14 protein-coding genes are annotated in these 14,960 nt (G+C 69.3%); 3 read left to right on the top strand and 11 right to left on the bottom strand.

The features are described 5' to 3' along the window. Positions 1-129 precede the first annotated feature (129 nt). The 5 genes from glmS to DTA15_RS31575 form a co-directional block, all read right to left on the bottom strand. Positions 130-1,947 (bottom strand): glutamine--fructose-6-phosphate transaminase (isomerizing), encoded by a 1,818-nt coding sequence (gene glmS, locus DTA15_RS31595; protein WP_006488693.1) that lies wholly within the window; start codon positions 1,945-1,947, stop codon positions 130-132. Positions 1,948-1,997: 50 nt separating this feature from the next. After that, positions 1,998-3,359 (bottom strand): bifunctional UDP-N-acetylglucosamine diphosphorylase/glucosamine-1-phosphate N-acetyltransferase GlmU, encoded by a 1,362-nt coding sequence (gene glmU, locus DTA15_RS31590; protein ID WP_006488694.1) that lies wholly within the window; start codon positions 3,357-3,359, stop codon positions 1,998-2,000. A 135-nt stretch (positions 3,360-3,494) separates the two neighbouring features. Continuing rightward, entirely contained in the window at positions 3,495-4,475 is a 981-nt protein-coding gene (gene ttcA / locus DTA15_RS31585) for a tRNA 2-thiocytidine(32) synthetase TtcA (RefSeq protein WP_034178390.1), read from the bottom strand. Further along, positions 4,472-4,876, bottom strand: a complete 405-nt coding sequence (locus DTA15_RS31580) for a dihydroneopterin aldolase (RefSeq protein WP_006488695.1) — start codon at positions 4,874-4,876, stop codon at positions 4,472-4,474. Before DTA15_RS31580 ends, ttcA begins: the two co-directional genes overlap by 4 nt. A gap of 75 nt (positions 4,877-4,951) precedes the next feature. Beyond that, on the bottom strand, positions 4,952-5,551 hold the full coding sequence (locus DTA15_RS31575) for a Rossmann fold domain-containing protein (RefSeq protein ID WP_041494513.1): 600 nt from the start codon (positions 5,549-5,551) through the stop codon (positions 4,952-4,954). A gap of 13 nt (positions 5,552-5,564) precedes the next feature. Here DTA15_RS31575 and DTA15_RS31570 point away from each other — a divergent pair, with 13 nt between their 5' ends. Then, positions 5,565-6,755: a class I SAM-dependent methyltransferase gene (locus tag DTA15_RS31570; RefSeq protein ID WP_006484655.1), complete on the top strand. Its 1,191-nt coding sequence runs from the start codon at positions 5,565-5,567 to the stop codon at positions 6,753-6,755. A 13-nt stretch (positions 6,756-6,768) separates the two neighbouring features. After that, positions 6,769-6,963, top strand: a complete 195-nt coding sequence (locus DTA15_RS31565; RefSeq protein WP_006484654.1) for a DUF2905 domain-containing protein — start codon at positions 6,769-6,771, stop codon at positions 6,961-6,963. Between the two features lie 54 nt (positions 6,964-7,017). Here the strand turns inward: DTA15_RS31565 and DTA15_RS31560 are convergent, their stop codons facing one another. The 6 genes from DTA15_RS31560 to DTA15_RS31530 all read right to left on the bottom strand — a co-directional run bounded on the left by DTA15_RS31560 (position 7,018) and on the right by DTA15_RS31530 (position 14,015). Further along, the gene (locus tag DTA15_RS31560; protein WP_006484657.1) at positions 7,018-7,239 is read right to left on the bottom strand and encodes a hypothetical protein; all 222 of its coding nucleotides are present in this window, start codon (positions 7,237-7,239) and stop codon (positions 7,018-7,020) included. Positions 7,240-7,348: 109 nt separating this feature from the next. Beyond that, the gene (locus DTA15_RS31555; RefSeq protein WP_006495474.1) at positions 7,349-8,257 is read right to left on the bottom strand and encodes a carbohydrate kinase family protein; all 909 of its coding nucleotides are present in this window, start codon (positions 8,255-8,257) and stop codon (positions 7,349-7,351) included. Then, complete coding sequence (locus tag DTA15_RS31550) at positions 8,254-9,534, bottom strand: AGE family epimerase/isomerase (RefSeq protein ID WP_006482177.1); 1,281 nt, start codon at positions 9,532-9,534, stop codon at positions 8,254-8,256. Before DTA15_RS31550 ends, DTA15_RS31555 begins: the two co-directional genes overlap by 4 nt. Further along, positions 9,531-10,550: a LacI family DNA-binding transcriptional regulator gene (locus DTA15_RS31545; protein WP_006482178.1), complete on the bottom strand. Its 1,020-nt coding sequence runs from the start codon at positions 10,548-10,550 to the stop codon at positions 9,531-9,533. The genes DTA15_RS31550 and DTA15_RS31545 overlap by 4 nt, the downstream gene beginning before the upstream one ends. A gap of 382 nt (positions 10,551-10,932) precedes the next feature. Then, the gene (locus tag DTA15_RS31535) at positions 10,933-12,777 is read right to left on the bottom strand and encodes an EAL domain-containing protein (protein WP_006482180.1); all 1,845 of its coding nucleotides are present in this window, start codon (positions 12,775-12,777) and stop codon (positions 10,933-10,935) included. Positions 12,778-12,983: 206 nt separating this feature from the next. After that, on the bottom strand, positions 12,984-14,015 hold the full coding sequence (locus DTA15_RS31530; RefSeq protein ID WP_006482179.1) for a bile acid:sodium symporter family protein: 1,032 nt from the start codon (positions 14,013-14,015) through the stop codon (positions 12,984-12,986). 355 nt (positions 14,016-14,370) lie between these two features. Between DTA15_RS31530 and DTA15_RS31525 the strand changes: the two genes are divergently transcribed. Beyond that, positions 14,371-14,853 carry a hypothetical protein gene (locus DTA15_RS31525; protein ID WP_012492364.1) on the top strand — a complete coding sequence of 161 codons (483 nt, stop codon included), beginning with the start codon at positions 14,371-14,373 and terminating at the stop codon, positions 14,851-14,853. Positions 14,854-14,960 lie beyond the last annotated feature (107 nt).

The following is a 14,960-nucleotide window of genomic DNA, read 5'->3' as shown; positions in this document are numbered from 1 at the left end:
TCGAGCCGGTCGAGTTAGCACAGGATTATATACCACTACGTGGTACATATTTCGACCTGGCCGAATGGCCGACCTCGCATCCGCATACGGTCGGGACGGCCCGGCGAGGGGCCATCCCGACGTCCGGCCTTACTCCACCGTCACCGATTTCGCGAGGTTGCGCGGCTTGTCGACGTCGGTGCCGCGTGCACACGCGGTGTGATACGCGAGCAGTTGCAGCGGCACGACGTGCAGGATCGGCGACAGTTGGCCGTAGTGCTCCGGCATCCGGATCACGTGCAGGCCGTCGTCGTTGACGATCTGCGTATCGGCATCGGCGAACACGTACAGCTCGCCGCCGCGCGCGCGCACTTCCTGCATGTTCGACTTCAGCTTCTCGAGCAGCGTGTCGTTCGGCGCAACCGTGACGACCGGCATCGCTTCCGTGACGAGCGCGAGCGGCCCATGCTTCAGTTCACCGGCCGGATAGGCCTCGGCGTGGATGTACGAGATTTCCTTCAGCTTCAGCGCGCCTTCGAGCGCGATCGGGTAGTGCAGCCCGCGGCCGAGGAACAGCGCGTTTTCCTTGCGTGCGAATTCCTCCGACCACGCGATGATCTGCGGCTCGAGCACGAGCACGCTGTTCAGCGCGGCCGGCAGGTGGCGCAGCTCCTTCAGGAATTGCGCTTCCTGCGCGGCGTCGACGTGCCCGCGCAGCTTGCCGAGCGTCGCGGCCAGCACGAACAGCGCGACGAGCTGCGTCGTGAACGCCTTCGTCGACGCGACGCCGATCTCGGTGCCCGCGTGCGTGAGGAACTGCATTTCGGTCAGGCGCACCATCGCGCTCGTCGCGACGTTGCACACCGCGAGCGTATGCGTGTGGCCGAGCGACTGCGCATGCTTGAGCGCCGCGAGCGTATCGGCCGTCTCGCCCGACTGCGAGATCACGAGCACGAGCTGGCGCGGGTTCGGCACCGACTCGCGGTAGCGGTATTCGCTGGCGATCTCGACCTGGGTCGGGATCTTCGCGATCGATTCGAGCCAGTATTTCGCGGTGAGGCCCGAGTAGTAGCTCGTGCCGCACGCGAGGATCAGCAGGCTGTCGATCTCCGCGAACGCGGCGGGGGCCGCATCGCCGAACAGCGTCGCGTCGAAGGCGTCCGTCTGCGGCACGGTGTCGCCGATCGCGCGCGGCTGCTCGAAGATTTCCTTCTGCATGAAGTGGCGATAGGGTCCAAGCTCGACCGCGCCGCCGTACGCGCTGACGACGCGGATTTCGCGCTGCACGGTGGCGCCGTGACGGTCGACGATCGTCACGCCGTCGAGCGACAGCTCGCACACGTCGCCTTCCTCGAGGAACGTGAAGCGGTCGGTGCTGCCGGCGAGCGCGAGCGCATCGGATGCGAGGAAGTTCTCGCCGTCGCCGTGACCGACGACGAGCGGCGAGCCCTGGCGCGCGCCGACGACGGTGTGCGGCTGGTCCTTGTGGATCACGGCGATCGCGTAGGCACCGTGCAGTTGCTGCACGGCTTCGCGCACCGCGTCGAACAGGTTGCCGCGATACAGGCTGTGCACGAGATGCGCGATCACTTCGGTGTCGGTCTGCGACACGAATTCGTAGCCCTTCGCGCGCAGCGTTTCGCGCAGCGGCTCGAAGTTCTCGATGATGCCGTTGTGCACGAGCGCGAGCGCGTTCGACGAGAAGATCGGGTGCGCGTTGTGCGTGACGGGCGCGCCGTGCGTGGCCCAGCGCGTGTGCGCGACACCCGTCGTGCCTTCGAGGTGCGATTCCTGCACCTGTGTATCGAGATCGGCGACGCGGGCGACGCTGCGCGCGCGCTTCGGGGCGCCCGGCTCGAGCACGGCGACGCCGCACGAGTCGTAGCCGCGGTATTCGAGGCGCCGCAGACCTTCGATCAGCACCGGAACGATATTACGTTGCGCAACTGCGCCGACAATGCCGCACATGAAATCTACCTTCTATGTGGAAGCGGATGCCGTCCGGCACCCGCATGAGGTTAACTTTTCTTCTTGACCGGCCGGACATAGCCGCTCTTCGCGGTCTGCGTCTTCTCGTTCAACGCGAGGACGCCTTCGGCGACGTCCTTCCAGATCGTCGTGCCGGCGGCGATCGTCACGCCGCGGCCGACCCGCACGGGCGCGACGAGCTGCGTGTCGGAGCCGACGAACACGTCGTCCTCGATCACGGTGCGGAACTTGTTCGCGCCGTCGTAGTTGCAGGTGATCGTGCCCGCGCCGATGTTCACGCGCGCGCCGATGTCGGCGTCGCCGATGTACGTGAGGTGGTTCGCCTTCGAACCGTGGCCGATCACCGCGTTCTTCACCTCGACGAAGTTGCCGACGTGCGCTTCGTCCGCGAGCTGCGCGCCGGGGCGCAGCCGCGCGTACGGGCCGATCACGGTGTTCGCGCCGAGCGCGGCGCCGTCGATGTGCGTGAACGCGTCGATGCGCGTGCCGGCGCCGACCGACGCATTGCGGATCACGCAGTTCGCGCCGATCGTCACGTTGTCGGCGAGCGTCACGTTGCCTTCGAACACGCAGTTCACGTCGATCGACACGTCGCGCCCGCAGCGCAGCGTGCCGCGCACGTCGATGCGCGCCGGATCGGCGAGCGTGACGCCGTCGACGAGCAGCGCGTCCGCCACGTTGCGCTGGTGAATGCGTTCGAGCTCCGCGAGTTGCGCCTTGCTGTTCACGCCGAGCGTTTCCCATTCCTCGTCGGGCTGCGACGTGACGACCTCGAAGCCGGCCTCGATCGCGAGTTCGACGACGTCGGTCAGGTAGTACTCGCCCTGCGCGTTTTCGTTCTTCAGCGCGCCGAGCCACATCGACAGCTGCGCCGTCGGCGTGACGATGATGCCGGTGTTGATCTCGGCGATCTTCAGCTCTTCCGGCGACGCATCCTTCTGCTCGACGATGCGCGTGACGAAGCCGGACGCGTCGCGCACGATGCGGCCGTAGCCGGTCGGGTCGTCGAGCGTGACGGTCAGGATCCCGTAGCGGCCCTCGCGTGCGGCATCGACGAGACGCTGCAGCGTCGACGCGCGCGTGAGCGGCACGTCGCCGTACAGCACGAGCGTCGGTTGCGCGGGATCGAGCAGCGGCAGCGCCTGGCGGACCGCATGGCCGGTGCCGAGCTGCTCGGCCTGCACCGCGAACTGGACGTCGGGCGCGGCGACCGCGGCCTGGACCTGCTCGGCGCCGTGGCCGACGACGACGACGAGCCGGGACGGCTGCAGCGTGCGCGCGGTGTCGATGACGTGGGAGAGGAGCGGCCTGCCGGCCAGGGGGTGAAGCACTTTCGGCAGCGCGGAACGCATGCGCTTGCCGGTGCCTGCCGCCAAAATCACGATATTCATGGCGCCAGCTTGTCAGAGGAGTTCGAAGCCGTCCATTTTAGCATGCGGCTCCCGCCGTTCCGGGCCTGCCGCGGCGGGCGCGCGACGCCGGAAAGGGCGGCCGGCGCCCGGTTCCGGCGGGTGTTCCGGCCCTGCTTACAGGTCGTCGAACTGGACGATCGAGATCGGTTTGGACGCGCCCGGCGTCGCGGTGTCGTCGCCCGATGCGCACGGTTCCTCGTCGAACGCGATGTCGCCCTGCGGATCGGCTTCGCCCGTCGCGCGCAGCGACTGGAACGGGTACAGCGTCGTGTCCATCAGGTGCGACGGCACGACCTTCGCGAGCGCGTTGAACATGTTGTCGACGCGGCCCGGGAAGCGCTTGTCCCAGTCGCGGATCAGCGCCTTCATTTCCGCGCGCTTCAGGTTCGGCTGGCTGCCGCACAGGTTGCACGGGATGATCGGGAATTCGCGCAGCTCCGCGTATTTCTCGAGATCGGTTTCCTTCACGTACGCGAGCGGGCGGATCACGATGTTCTTGCCGTCGTCCGACTGCAGCTTCGGCGGCATTCCCTTCAGCTTGCCGCCGTAGAACATGTTCAGCAGCAGCGTCTGCACGATGTCGTCGCGGTGATGGCCGAGCGCGATCTTGGTCGCGCCGAGCTCGCCGGCCACGCGGTACAGGATCCCGCGGCGCAGCCGCGAGCACAGCGAGCAGGTCGTCTTGCCTTCGGGGACGAGCCGCTTGACGATGCTGTAGGTGTCCTGGTTCTCGATGTGGAACGGCACGCCGACCTGCTTCAGGTATTCGGGCAGCACGTGCTCGGGGAAGCCCGGCTGCTTCTGGTCGAGGTTCACCGCGACGATGTCGAAGTCGATCGGCGCGCGTTCGCGCAGGCGCAGCAGCACGTCGAGCATCGCGTAGCTGTCCTTGCCGCCCGACAGGCACACCATCACCTTGTCGCCCTGCTCGATCATGTTGTAGTCGCCGATCGCCTGGCCGACCTGGCGCACGATCCGCTTGAACAGCTTGTTGTTCTCGTACGCTTCCTTCTGCTCGCGGCGCGTCAGCGCGGGGCGGCCGGTTTCGGCGGTCGTGGCGTCGGCCGCCGTGTCGTTCATGTGGGGGGCGTTCATGCGCGCTCCTCGTCCTTGATGCGAAAGACTTCGACGCCGACGGCGTCGCAGTCCGGATAGGCGTCCGGTTTCTCGGTACGGACGCGTACCGCGCGCACGGCATCGTGCGCCAGCAGGTGCGCGGCGATCGAATCGCACAGCGTCTCCTGCAGGTGGATGTGGCCGCGCGCCACGCATTGCGCGACGCTCTGCTTCATCAGATCGTAGTCGACGACTTCGTGCAGCCGGTCGTCGACCGGGGTGGACAGCGCGAGCGGCACGAACAGGTCGACGTTGATGACGACGCGCTGCTCGCCGCGCTTCTCGTGTTCGAAGGCCCCGATGTTGATGTGCACCTCGTAGTCGCGCAGGTAGAGCCTGCGGCAATCCGCGAGGCGGGGGTGCAGGAGAGCGGAAAACATGGTCGTCCCAGTCAAATTGGCGTGCGCGCACGCAAAGCGGCGCGGGCGGCGGCGGTCAGGCCGCGCCCGCGCGGTTCATTCATTCGGGCCGGCGGCCGGCGGCACCAGGTGCTCGCCGCCGTCGACGGTCAGCGTCGCGCCCGTGACGCCGGGCGCGCTCGCGAGATAGCACGCGGCCGCCGCGATGTCGTCCGCGTGCGGCGCGTGGCCGCGCACGAGCGCCGCGACCCGCACCTTCGGTGCGAGCGCCAGCGCGAGCGCCGACGTCGCGCGGTTCAACGCGGCCTGCATCAGCGCGTGCGACAGCTGCGCCGGTGCGGGGTGGAACAGCGCCTGATCCAGTACGTGGATCGCGCACGCGCGCAGCGCTTCGTGCTCGCGCGCGGCGTCGGGCGTCGCATCGGCGAGTGCGCGGGCCAGCGCGAGCGGCGCGGTCACGTTGCGCGCGAGCGCGGCGGCGAGCGACGCGCCGTCCACCGTGTGCGCGTCGTCGGCGCCTGCGCTGGCGCTGACGAACACCGCGCATGCGGGCCGGCCGAGCGCTTCGCCGCACGCGGCGACGAGGGCCGCGGCATTGGCCTCCAGGGCCAGATCGGCGTCGAGCACGGCCGCGCTGCTCAGGGCGCCCGTGACGAGCACCACGCGTGGGGTCGACGTATCGGCTGAAACGGTCATTTACAATGCCGGGATGAACCCGAAAGCTCACGAACCCGCTAGTTTACCTGCTCCCGGCCCTGACGCGCTCGCGCAGTCCGAAACCCTTGCCGCGCAACTGCGCGACGAGATCGCGGCGGCCGGCGGCTGGCTGCCGTTCGACCGTTTCATGGAGCGCGCGCTGTATGCGCCGGGCCTCGGTTACTACAGCGGCGGCGCGCGCAAGTTCGGGCGCCGCGCCGACGACGGCAGCGACTTCGTCACCGCACCGGAACTGTCGCCGCTGTTCGCGCAGACGCTCGCGCAACCGGTGGCCGAGGCGCTCGCGGCGAGCGGCACGCGCCGCGTGATGGAATTCGGCGCCGGCACGGGCAAGCTCGCGGCCGGGCTGCTCGCGGCGCTCGACGCGCCGGGCGTCGAGCTCGACGAATACCTGATCGTCGACCTGTCCGGCGAGCTGCGCGAACGGCAGCGCGACACGATCGAAGCCGCGGTGCCGGCGCTGGCCGCCAAGGTGCGCTGGCTCGACGCGCTGCCCGAGCGGTTCGACGGCGTCGTGGTCGGCAACGAGGTGCTCGATGCGATGCCGGTGCGGCTGTTCGCGAAGGCGGATGGCGCATGGCGCGAGCGCGGCGTCGCGCTCGACGCGCGGCACGCGTTCGTGTTCGACGACCGGCCGGTCGGCGCGGCCGGCCTGCCGGCGGTGCTCGCGGCGCTCGACGTCGGCGACGGCTACGTGACCGAAACGCACGAGGCGGCGCTCGCGTTCACGCGCACCGTCTGCACGATGCTCGGCCGCGGCGCGGTGCTGCTGGTCGACTACGGTTTCCCCGCGCACGAGTACTACCACCCGCAGCGCGACCGCGGCACGCTGATGTGCCACTACCGCCATCACGCGCACGACGACCCGTTCGCGTACCCGGGCCTGCAGGACATCACCGCGCACGTCGAATTCACCGGCATCTACGAGGCCGCGATCGCCACCGGCGCCGAGCTGCTCGGCTATACGTCGCAGGCGCGCTTCCTGTTGAACGCGGGCATCACCGACGCGCTGGCCGCGATCGATCCGTCCGACATCCACGCCTTCCTGCCGGCCGCGAACGCGGTGCAGAAACTGATCTCGGAAGCCGAGATGGGCGAGTTGTTCAAGGTGATCGCGTTTTCGCGCGGGATCGACGGCACGCTCGACGCGTTCGCGCGCGGCGACCGCTCGCACGCGCTCTGACGAGGCATCCCTCATGTTGCGCTGGCTGATGGCGTCGTTTGTCGCGGTGATGATCCTGACGCGCTGCTGGCCGTGGCTCGGCAAGCTCGGCATCGGCCGGATGCCGGGCGACGTCACGCTGACGCTCGGCGGGCGGCGCTACCCGTTCCCGTTCATGTCGACGCTGGTGCTGACGATGCTGGTATCGATGGTGGCGCGGCTGCTCTGAGCTGCAGGCGGCGCGTCGCGGCCGGGCCGCGGCGCGCGCATGACGGCTCGCGCCTTACAGTTCGATTTCGCCGAGAATCCGGTGCGCGAGCGCCTTCGCTTCCTCGAACGCTTCTTCCTCGCTCGAACTCGTCGTGTGAACGTCGTAGCGCATGTTCTCCGTCTCGTCGCCGTCGTCCCGCGCGAGGATCACGTAGCCCTGAAACTCGCCGTTGTCCGCGCGGTGCGTATGCGCCTTGGCCGTATAGATGCCTTTGGTGAACGTGTTCGTGTCCATCGTGCCTCTCCCGCAATAGGACGCTTCATCGTAGCACTGCGGCGCAGCATGGTGAGTGCGGTTTATCGGTGACCGATCAGCGACCGGTCACCGTTCCTTCAACGTCCCTTCAACCTTCGAGCAGCGCGACGACCTCGTCGAGCGTCGGCGCGTGCGCGCCCGTGTGCCGGCACGCGGCGGCGCCGGCCGCCAGCGCGAACGCCAGATGCTCGCGCCAGCCGCGCTGCGGCGCGGCCATCAGGCTGAACAGCAGCCCGCCGATCGACGCGTCGCCCGCGCCGACCGTGTCGGCCACCTCGACGCGCGGCGGGCTGGCTTCGTGCACGTCGCCGTCCGCGTAGAGCGTCGCCGCCTGCGCGCCGCGCGTGACGAGCACGGCCGCCCGCGGATTCAGCGCGCGCACCGCCGCGATCGCGTCGGGGCCGTCGCCGCCGAACAGGTGCCGCAGGTCCTCGTCGGACACCTTGATCAGGTCGGCGAGGGCGGCCATCTTCTCGAGCGTCGGCCGGTACGCGGCCGTCATCAGGTTCCGGCAGTTCGGATCGAAGCTGATCTTCACGCCGCGCGCGTGCAGGTCGGCCGCGAGCGCGGCCAGCGTGCCCGCGAGCGGTTCGCGCACGAGGCTGATGCAGCCGAAATGCGCCCACTTCACGTGCTCGGTCCAGCCGGCCGGCAGCCGGGCGGGATCGAATGCGAGGTCGGCGCTCGCTTCGCCGATGAAGAAGTACGCGGGCGGGCGCGTCTCGTGGACGATCGCGAGCAGCGGCGGCCGCGCGACGCGCTGCAGGAAGCGCAGGTCGAGCCCGGCCGCTTCGCTCGTGTGCCACAGCACGTCGGAGAAGCAGTCTTCGCCGATCGCGCCGGCGAGCGCGCTCGGCACGCCGAGCCGCGCGACCGCGCGCGCGACGTTCCAGCCGGCGCCGCCCGGCACCGACGTCCACTGCGCATCGCCCGCGCGCACCATGTCGGTCAGGATGTCGCCCGCCGACACGAAAGCCGGAAACGTGCCGCCGCTCATTGCGTCGGCTCGCTGCGTTGCGCGCGCGCGAGGGTCGCGAGCACGTCGTAGCAGGCGCCCATCGTGTGATAGTCGGTCTTGCCGGCCGGGCTTTTCTCGTCGCTGTACTTGCGGTTGTCGCAGGTGAGGATCCGGTACCACGCGCCGTAGCGGTGATCGACGAAATGCGCCCAGCTGTAGCGCCAGATCTCGTCGTACCAGTCCCAGAAGCGCTCGCTGCCGGTGCGCGCGCCGAGCATCGCGGCCGCCGCGAAGGTTTCCGCCTGCACCCAGAAATACTTGTTGTGGTCGCAGATCGTGAAGTCGGGGCCGAAGCCGTAGTACAGGCCGCCGTGATCGGCGTCCCACGCGTGCGTGAGCGCCGCGTCGAACAGCTCGGCCGCGCGCGGCGCGAGCCAGTCGAGCGGGCGGTGCCGCTCGAGGATCAGCAGCAGCTTCGCCCATTCGGTCTGGTGTCCGGGCTGGAAGCCCCACGGACGGAAGATGTTCGAGCTGTCTTCCTTGTTGTAGTCCCAGTCGATCGACCAGTCCGCATGGTAGTGCTCCCACACGAGGCCGCCCGACAGCGCGGCCTGGCGCTGCGTGATGTGGGTGGCGAGCTTTTCCGCGCGATCGAGGTACGTGAGGTGGCCGGTCGCCTCGTACGCGGCGAGCAGCGCTTCCGTCATGTGCATGTTCGCGTTCTGGCCGCGATACGACGGCACGTTCCAGTTCGCCGTCGCGTCGTCCGCATACAGGCCCGCGGCCGCATCCCAGAAGCGGTGCTCGGCGAGTTCGTAGGTGGCGGCGATCAGCGGGCGCGCTTCGTCGATGCCGGCCATCGTCGCGTGCGCGGCCGCGAGCAGCACGAACGCGAGCCCGTAGCAGTGGCGCGTGCCGTCGAGCGTCGCGCGCTTCGCGCCGTCGCGCCAGTCGAGTTCCCAGTCGTAGCCCTGCAGCGTGTCGTCCCAGTGCGCGTCGCGCAGGAAGTGCAGCCCGTGGCGCGCGTAGTCGAGGTGACGCGGATCGCCGAAATGGCGGTACGCCATCGCGTAGTTGAAGACGAACCGGCAACTGCTGACGAGGTGGCGCGACGTGCGGTTGTAGATGCTGCCGTCATCGCGGAAGTAATGGTAGAAGCCGCCCGTCGGGTCGAAGGCGTGGGTCGCGTAGAAGCGCAGCGTGTCTTCGATGTGCGACAGCAGGAACGACGGATCGCGAAAGCTCGCGACGAACGGTGCGGCTTGCGTGTGGGCGGCCGGCGCGGCCGTGCAGGGTTGGACCGGAGGCATGTTCATGATTCGGTGGCCGTTACGGTATCGAGTGCCGGGGAGCCGGCGGGCTGGCTGCTGGCCCGCACGATCAGCTCGACGGGCAGGGAAATCTCGGTGCGCTCGGGCGCTTCGGCGAGCAGCAGCTCGACGCCGCGGCGGCCGAGCGCTTCCTTGTCGACCGCGAGCGTCGTGAGCGGCGGGCTCGCGTGCGCGGCGGCCGGGATGTTGTCGAAGCCGACGATCGCGATGTCGTCCGGAATCCGCAGGCCGCGCGCGGTGCACACGCGCTGCGCGGCCAGCGCGGCCGCGTCGTTGTATGCGAACACGGCTTCGGGGCGCGGGCCCGGCGCGTCGAGCAGTTGCTCCATCGCGCGCGCGGCGCCCGTGTCCGGGTCGAGCCCCGCGTCGATCGTCACTTCGTAGGCGGGATCGAACAGCCGCCCGGCTTCGAAGAACGCGCGCCGGTAGCCGATCGCGCGCTGCGCGATGCTGTAGTGCGCGGGCGAGCCGCCGATGAAGGCGATCCGCGAGCGGCCGGTGGCGAGCAGGTGGCGCATCGCGAGCGCCGCGCCCGTCGCGTTGTCGATGTTGACCGAGCGCAACCCGGGCGCCCACAGGTCGATCAGCACGAGCGGCCGGCCGGTGGCGGCGAGCGCCTCGATCGTCTCGGGCTCGATGAAGCCGGCCACCGCGATCGCGTCGGGCGCGTGCGGACGCATCTGGCGCAGCACGTCGTCGTTCGGGCCGACCGTGAGCAGCGTCGGCACGATGCCGCGCTCGCGGCAGGCGTCCTCGACGCCGTGCAGCACGTGCGAGAAGAACGGGCTGGCCGGAAAGCGGTTGTGCTGGCGGTGCAGCAGGAAGGTGAGCCGGCGGATGCGCGGCCGCAACTGCGCGGGATCGTAGCCGAGCTGCTGCGCGATCTCGACGATGCGCGCACGCGTCGCTTCGGACAGGCCCGGCTGGTTTTTCAGCGCGCGGGAGACGGTGCCGATCGAGACCTCTGCCGCCCGCGCCACATCGCGAATGGTCGTACCCATCGTTCGGGGTCCGGTTTGTTTAGGGTGAAAGCGATTGTATAGTAAAACGCATCGCCGAATTCGGGCCGGATAACCGGGGAATACCCGAAAATAACGGGTTTTTAAGCGCTAATCTGCGAAAACGCCGTTACTAAAAATACTAAACAAAACGCGAAAAAGGCAAGGTGCGTGTGCGGGTATCGGGCGGCATCGACGGTGCCGCGGGAAACAGCGGAAGGAGCGCGGGCCGGCGGCGCGCATGAAGGCGTGCTGCCCCGTGGACTTCGCGCGCGACGATGAGGGCCGGCGGCGCAACCGCCGAACCTTGCGTCGCACCGGCATCGGTTTCCTCGCACGGTGCGCAGGCGTCTAGCTGTTCCGTGCGTCCGCGGCAGCGCGCGGTTCAGCCTGCCGCCACCGCCACGGCCGGCGGTTCGCCGCGATGGCGCAGCGCGGCGCGGCCGGCATCGAGATCGACGACCGCGAGCCCGTCCGGCTGCTGCTTCGCCCGCCGCTTCGCGAGCGCCGCGACCGACGCGATCTCGTCGCTGCCGTAGCGTTTGGCGCCGTGCGCGCCGGCCGGCACGCCGACCGCGCCGATCGCCATCGTCACGAAGCCGAAGAACGCCGGGTTGCCGTGGCGATCCTCGCCGCGCAACCCGCCCGCCTGCCGGTCGGCCTGCGTGTAGAAGAGCTGCGCGCCGTCGTTGAAGCGCGCGATCGCGTCGGCGGCGCGCTCGCGCCAGTCGTCGCGCTGGAACAGCACGAGGAAATCGTCGCCGCCGACGTGGCCGAGAAAGTCGCGCTGCGGGTCGCACACGCCGGCCAGCACCGTCGCGGCGAATTTCAACACTTCGTCGCCCTGCCAGTAGCCGTACTGGTCGTTGAACGGCTTGAACTGGTTCAGGTCGACGTAGCACGCATGAAAGCCGGCGTCGCGCTGGAGCAGGCGGTCGATGTGCGCGCTGATCGGGATGTTGCCGGGCAGGAACGTCAGCGGATTCGCGTAGCGCGCGGCCTCGATGCGCATCTCGGTCACCGCGCGCACGAGGCTCTCGCCGGTGCCGAGCCCGACATAGCGGCCGTGGTCGGTGATCACGAAGCCGTCCGCGAGATAGCGCTGGTCGTGGCTCGCGAGCAGCAGCGCGAGCTGCTCGAAGGTCGTCGCGACGTCGATCATCAGCGGCGCATCGTTCGCGAACTGCAGGCACGGTTTCTTGCCGAACACCTCGCGGTGATACGGCAGCGCGAAACGGTCGATGAAGCCGCGGCGATTCACGAGCGCGACGGGCCGCCCGCGCTCGACGAGCGCGACCGCGTGCAGGTCGGGCATCCGGTTGAACAGCTCGAGCACGTCGTTGCTGGTCGCGTCGCGCGGCAGCGCCGGGGCGGGTACGAGCATCTTCCCGGCGATCGTGCCGGCCGGCCGCACCGCGCGCGTCACGCCGGGAAACACCGCGATGTGCGGCGCGCGGATCGCGTCGCGCGCGGCCGGCGCGACCACCCGCGACGGCTGCGCGTTCGGCCGGCCGAGCAGGAAGCCCTGCACGCAGCAGATGCCCATGTCGCGCACGACGATCAGGTCGCATTCGTTCTCGATGCCTTCCGCGATCAGCTGCGCGCCGCTCGCCTGCGCGAAGTGCTGCATCGCCTTCACCGCTTCGAACTTGAGCGGGTCGCGCGCGATGTCGTGGATGAAGAAACGGTCGATCTTCACGACGTCCGGATGCAGGCGCAGCCACAGGTTCATGCTCGCGTTCGCGGTGCCGTAGTCGTCGAGCGCGAACTGGATGCCGGCGTCGCGCAGCGACGCGACCGCCGGCCCGATGTGCGCGACGTCGGGAATCGCGTTCTGCTCGGTGAGCTCGATCACGATGCGCTCGGCGCCGACGCGCGCACGGCCGAGAAACTGGCGGGTGCGCTCGCGTTCGCTGGCGAGCGTGAGGATCGTGCCCGCGCTGAAATTGAGGAACAGCTTGCCGTCGCAGCCGAGCGCCGCGAACGCGTCGAGGCAGGTGAGCGCGGCGGCCCGTTCGAGCGCGATGGTTTCGCCTTCGCGCGCGGCCTGCGCGAACAGCGCGGCGGGTGGTTCGAGGTCGGTGCCGCGCGGGCCGCGGATCAGCCCCTCGTAACCGACGACCGTCCCCGACCCGAGGTCGACGATCGGCTGGAACACGGCGGCGAGCGCGCGATCCGCGATCAGGCGCGTGGTGCGGGCGACAGCGGAATCGGAGGGAAGCGCGGGCATGGGCGAGGGCAGCCGAATCGACGGGACGCCCGACTTAACGGCACCGCTCGCGGAGAATTGAATGAAGATTTCGTGACGCGATGGGCGTTGTTGGTGCATCGCGCCGCGAGCGCGTTGGGGTGCGGCTGGAAGGGGCGGAAGGCAGGAGGCAGGAGGCAGGAGGCAGGAGGCCGCCAGCGGCGGCCATCCGGCCCCCCGGAGACACGTCAGCGCTTGCCGGTACTCAACGCGCCCGACGTGGCCGTCGCATCCCCCTCGTCCTGCTCGCCGCTCGTGTCGCGCGCGCCCCAGCGCTGCGCGAGCGCCGCGCACGCCATCAGCTGGATCTGATGGAACAGCATCAGCGGCAGCACGATCGCGCCGACCGCGTTCGCCGAGAAGATCACCTTCGCCATCGGCACGCCGGCCGCGAGGCTCTTCTTCGAGCCGCAGAAGATGATCGTGATCTGGTCGGCTCGGTTGAAGCCGAGCCGCTTGCTGACGAACGCGGTCAGCAGCAGCGCGATCGCGAGCAGCACGAGGTTGACGGCCAGCAGCCCGCCGAGCGCGCGCGGCGGAATCTGGTGCCACAGCCCCTCGTTGACGGCCTCGCTGAACGCGACGTAGACGACCAGCAGGATCGAACCCTGGTCGACGAAGCGCAGCACGCCGCGGTTGCGGTCGATCCAGCCGCCGATCACGGGCCGCAGCAACTGGCCGGCGATGAACGGCACGAGCAACTGCATCACGATGCTGCCGACGGTGCTCCACGGCGACGCGGCGGCGGCCGATTGCGACGTGATCATCAGCCCGACGAGCGCCGGCGTGACGAAGATCCCGAGCAGGCTCGACGCGGATGCCGCGCACACGGCGGCCGGCACGTTGCCCTTCGCGATCGACGTGAACGCGATCGACGACTGGACCGTCGACGGCAGCGTGCACAGGAACAGCACGCCCGCATACAGCGTCGGCGTGACGAGCGGCTGCAGCACGGGCTTCAGCGCGAGGCCGAGCAGCGGGAACAGCGCGAACGTGCTGAGCAGCACGACCGCGTGCAGCCGCCAGTGGGTCGCGCCGGCGACGACGGCTTCGCGCGACAGTTTCGCGCCGTGCAGGAAAAACAGCAGGCCGACCGCGATGTTGGTCGCCCAGTTGAACGCATGGGCGGCCGGGCCGCGGCAGGGCAGCAGGCTCGCGAGCACGACGGTGCCGACCAGCGCGAGCGTGAAGTTGTCGGGAAGAAAACGGGGACGGGCCATCGGGAACTCGATTCGGAAACAGCACGGGCGGCAAAGGCGCGCGTCGCGCGCGCGGATGGCGTCATTGTCGCGGTTGGCGATTCACTACACAAATTCATTGTGCGAATCGATTGATGAATCCGTTGCATGCAATGGCGTCCGCCACACCTGTCCGGCCCCCCGCAAAACAGCAGAAGAATGTTCTGTCGCGATCGCGCCCCGAAGTGAAAAAACCTAGCAGTAACATGGTGTTACACCGATGCCGGCGACATAACACTTTTTGGCTCGACACACTTTCCGCCCGCTCATAAATTACTGCTGAAAGCCTTGGGTCGGCCGAAAGGAGCCGACGGCGGGCGTCGATGGGCACGGAACGATGACGGAACGGGTGAAACGGAAGATCGGACGATGGGTGGCAGGCGTGCTCGGCACGCTGCTGATGCCGCTCGCGCTCGCCCAGCCGCCCCATGGCGGTCACGGGTTCGGCGGCCACGGCTTCGGTAGCGGCGACATGCGCGCGTACGGCCAGGCGGCCGCCGGCGGTCCCGTCTGGCGCCGCGCCGCGCCGCCTGCCGGCGTACGTCCCGGCGGCGTCAGCGGCTCCGGCTCCCGCTGGGGGCTGCGCCCGACGCCGTCGTACGGCCACTACGCCGCGCAAAGCCCGTATCGGCCGATCAGCGCCGAGGTCCGCCAGATGCCGCGCCCGCCGGGCGGCGGCAACGTCCCGCTGCGCGCCGGTTCGATCCGCGCCGACGTCGCCCGCTACAACGAGGAGCGCGGCGGTCGTCCGATGCCGCCGCCCCGCTCGCAGGAAGAGCCTGCGCACTCGCCGTTTTTCTCCCCGTTCTACCGAAACTAAGCGCCCCGGCGCGCGTCCCCCCGCCGGCTGATGCGAATTCGCCACAGTCGCGCGCAGATTTCCGCTGATTTTCCCGCCGCATTGCGCTATCTTTCGCGCCCGGCACG

It is taken from the genome of Burkholderia cenocepacia, from assembly GCF_900446215.1.
GTDB classification, from domain to species: domain Bacteria; phylum Pseudomonadota; class Gammaproteobacteria; order Burkholderiales; family Burkholderiaceae; genus Burkholderia; species Burkholderia cenocepacia.
Note: the sequence above shows the minus strand (reverse complement) of the source record. Positions and strands in the feature narration are given on the sequence as shown.

Coding starts and splice junctions, on each gene's coding strand:
- glmS (WP_006488693.1), bottom strand. CDS start 1,947: ATGTGCGGCATTGTCGGCGCAGTTGCGCAACGTAATATCGTTCCGGTG.
- glmU (WP_006488694.1), bottom strand. CDS start 3,359: ATGAATATCGTGATTTTGGCGGCAGGCACCGGCAAGCGCATGCGTTCC.
- ttcA (WP_034178390.1), bottom strand. CDS start 4,475: ATGAACGCCCCCCACATGAACGACACGGCGGCCGACGCCACGACCGCC.
- DTA15_RS31580 (WP_006488695.1), bottom strand. CDS start 4,876: ATGTTTTCCGCTCTCCTGCACCCCCGCCTCGCGGATTGCCGCAGGCTC.
- DTA15_RS31575 (WP_041494513.1), bottom strand. CDS start 5,551: ATGACCGTTTCAGCCGATACGTCGACCCCACGCGTGGTGCTCGTCACG.
- DTA15_RS31570 (WP_006484655.1), top strand. CDS start 5,565: ATGAACCCGAAAGCTCACGAACCCGCTAGTTTACCTGCTCCCGGCCCT.
- DTA15_RS31565 (WP_006484654.1), top strand. CDS start 6,769: ATGTTGCGCTGGCTGATGGCGTCGTTTGTCGCGGTGATGATCCTGACG.
- DTA15_RS31560 (WP_006484657.1), bottom strand. CDS start 7,239: ATGGACACGAACACGTTCACCAAAGGCATCTATACGGCCAAGGCGCAT.
- DTA15_RS31555 (WP_006495474.1), bottom strand. CDS start 8,257: ATGAGCGGCGGCACGTTTCCGGCTTTCGTGTCGGCGGGCGACATCCTG.
- DTA15_RS31550 (WP_006482177.1), bottom strand. CDS start 9,534: ATGAACATGCCTCCGGTCCAACCCTGCACGGCCGCGCCGGCCGCCCAC.
- DTA15_RS31545 (WP_006482178.1), bottom strand. CDS start 10,550: ATGGGTACGACCATTCGCGATGTGGCGCGGGCGGCAGAGGTCTCGATC.
- DTA15_RS31535 (WP_006482180.1), bottom strand. CDS start 12,777: ATGCCCGCGCTTCCCTCCGATTCCGCTGTCGCCCGCACCACGCGCCTG.
- DTA15_RS31530 (WP_006482179.1), bottom strand. CDS start 14,015: ATGGCCCGTCCCCGTTTTCTTCCCGACAACTTCACGCTCGCGCTGGTC.
- DTA15_RS31525 (WP_012492364.1), top strand. CDS start 14,371: ATGACGGAACGGGTGAAACGGAAGATCGGACGATGGGTGGCAGGCGTG.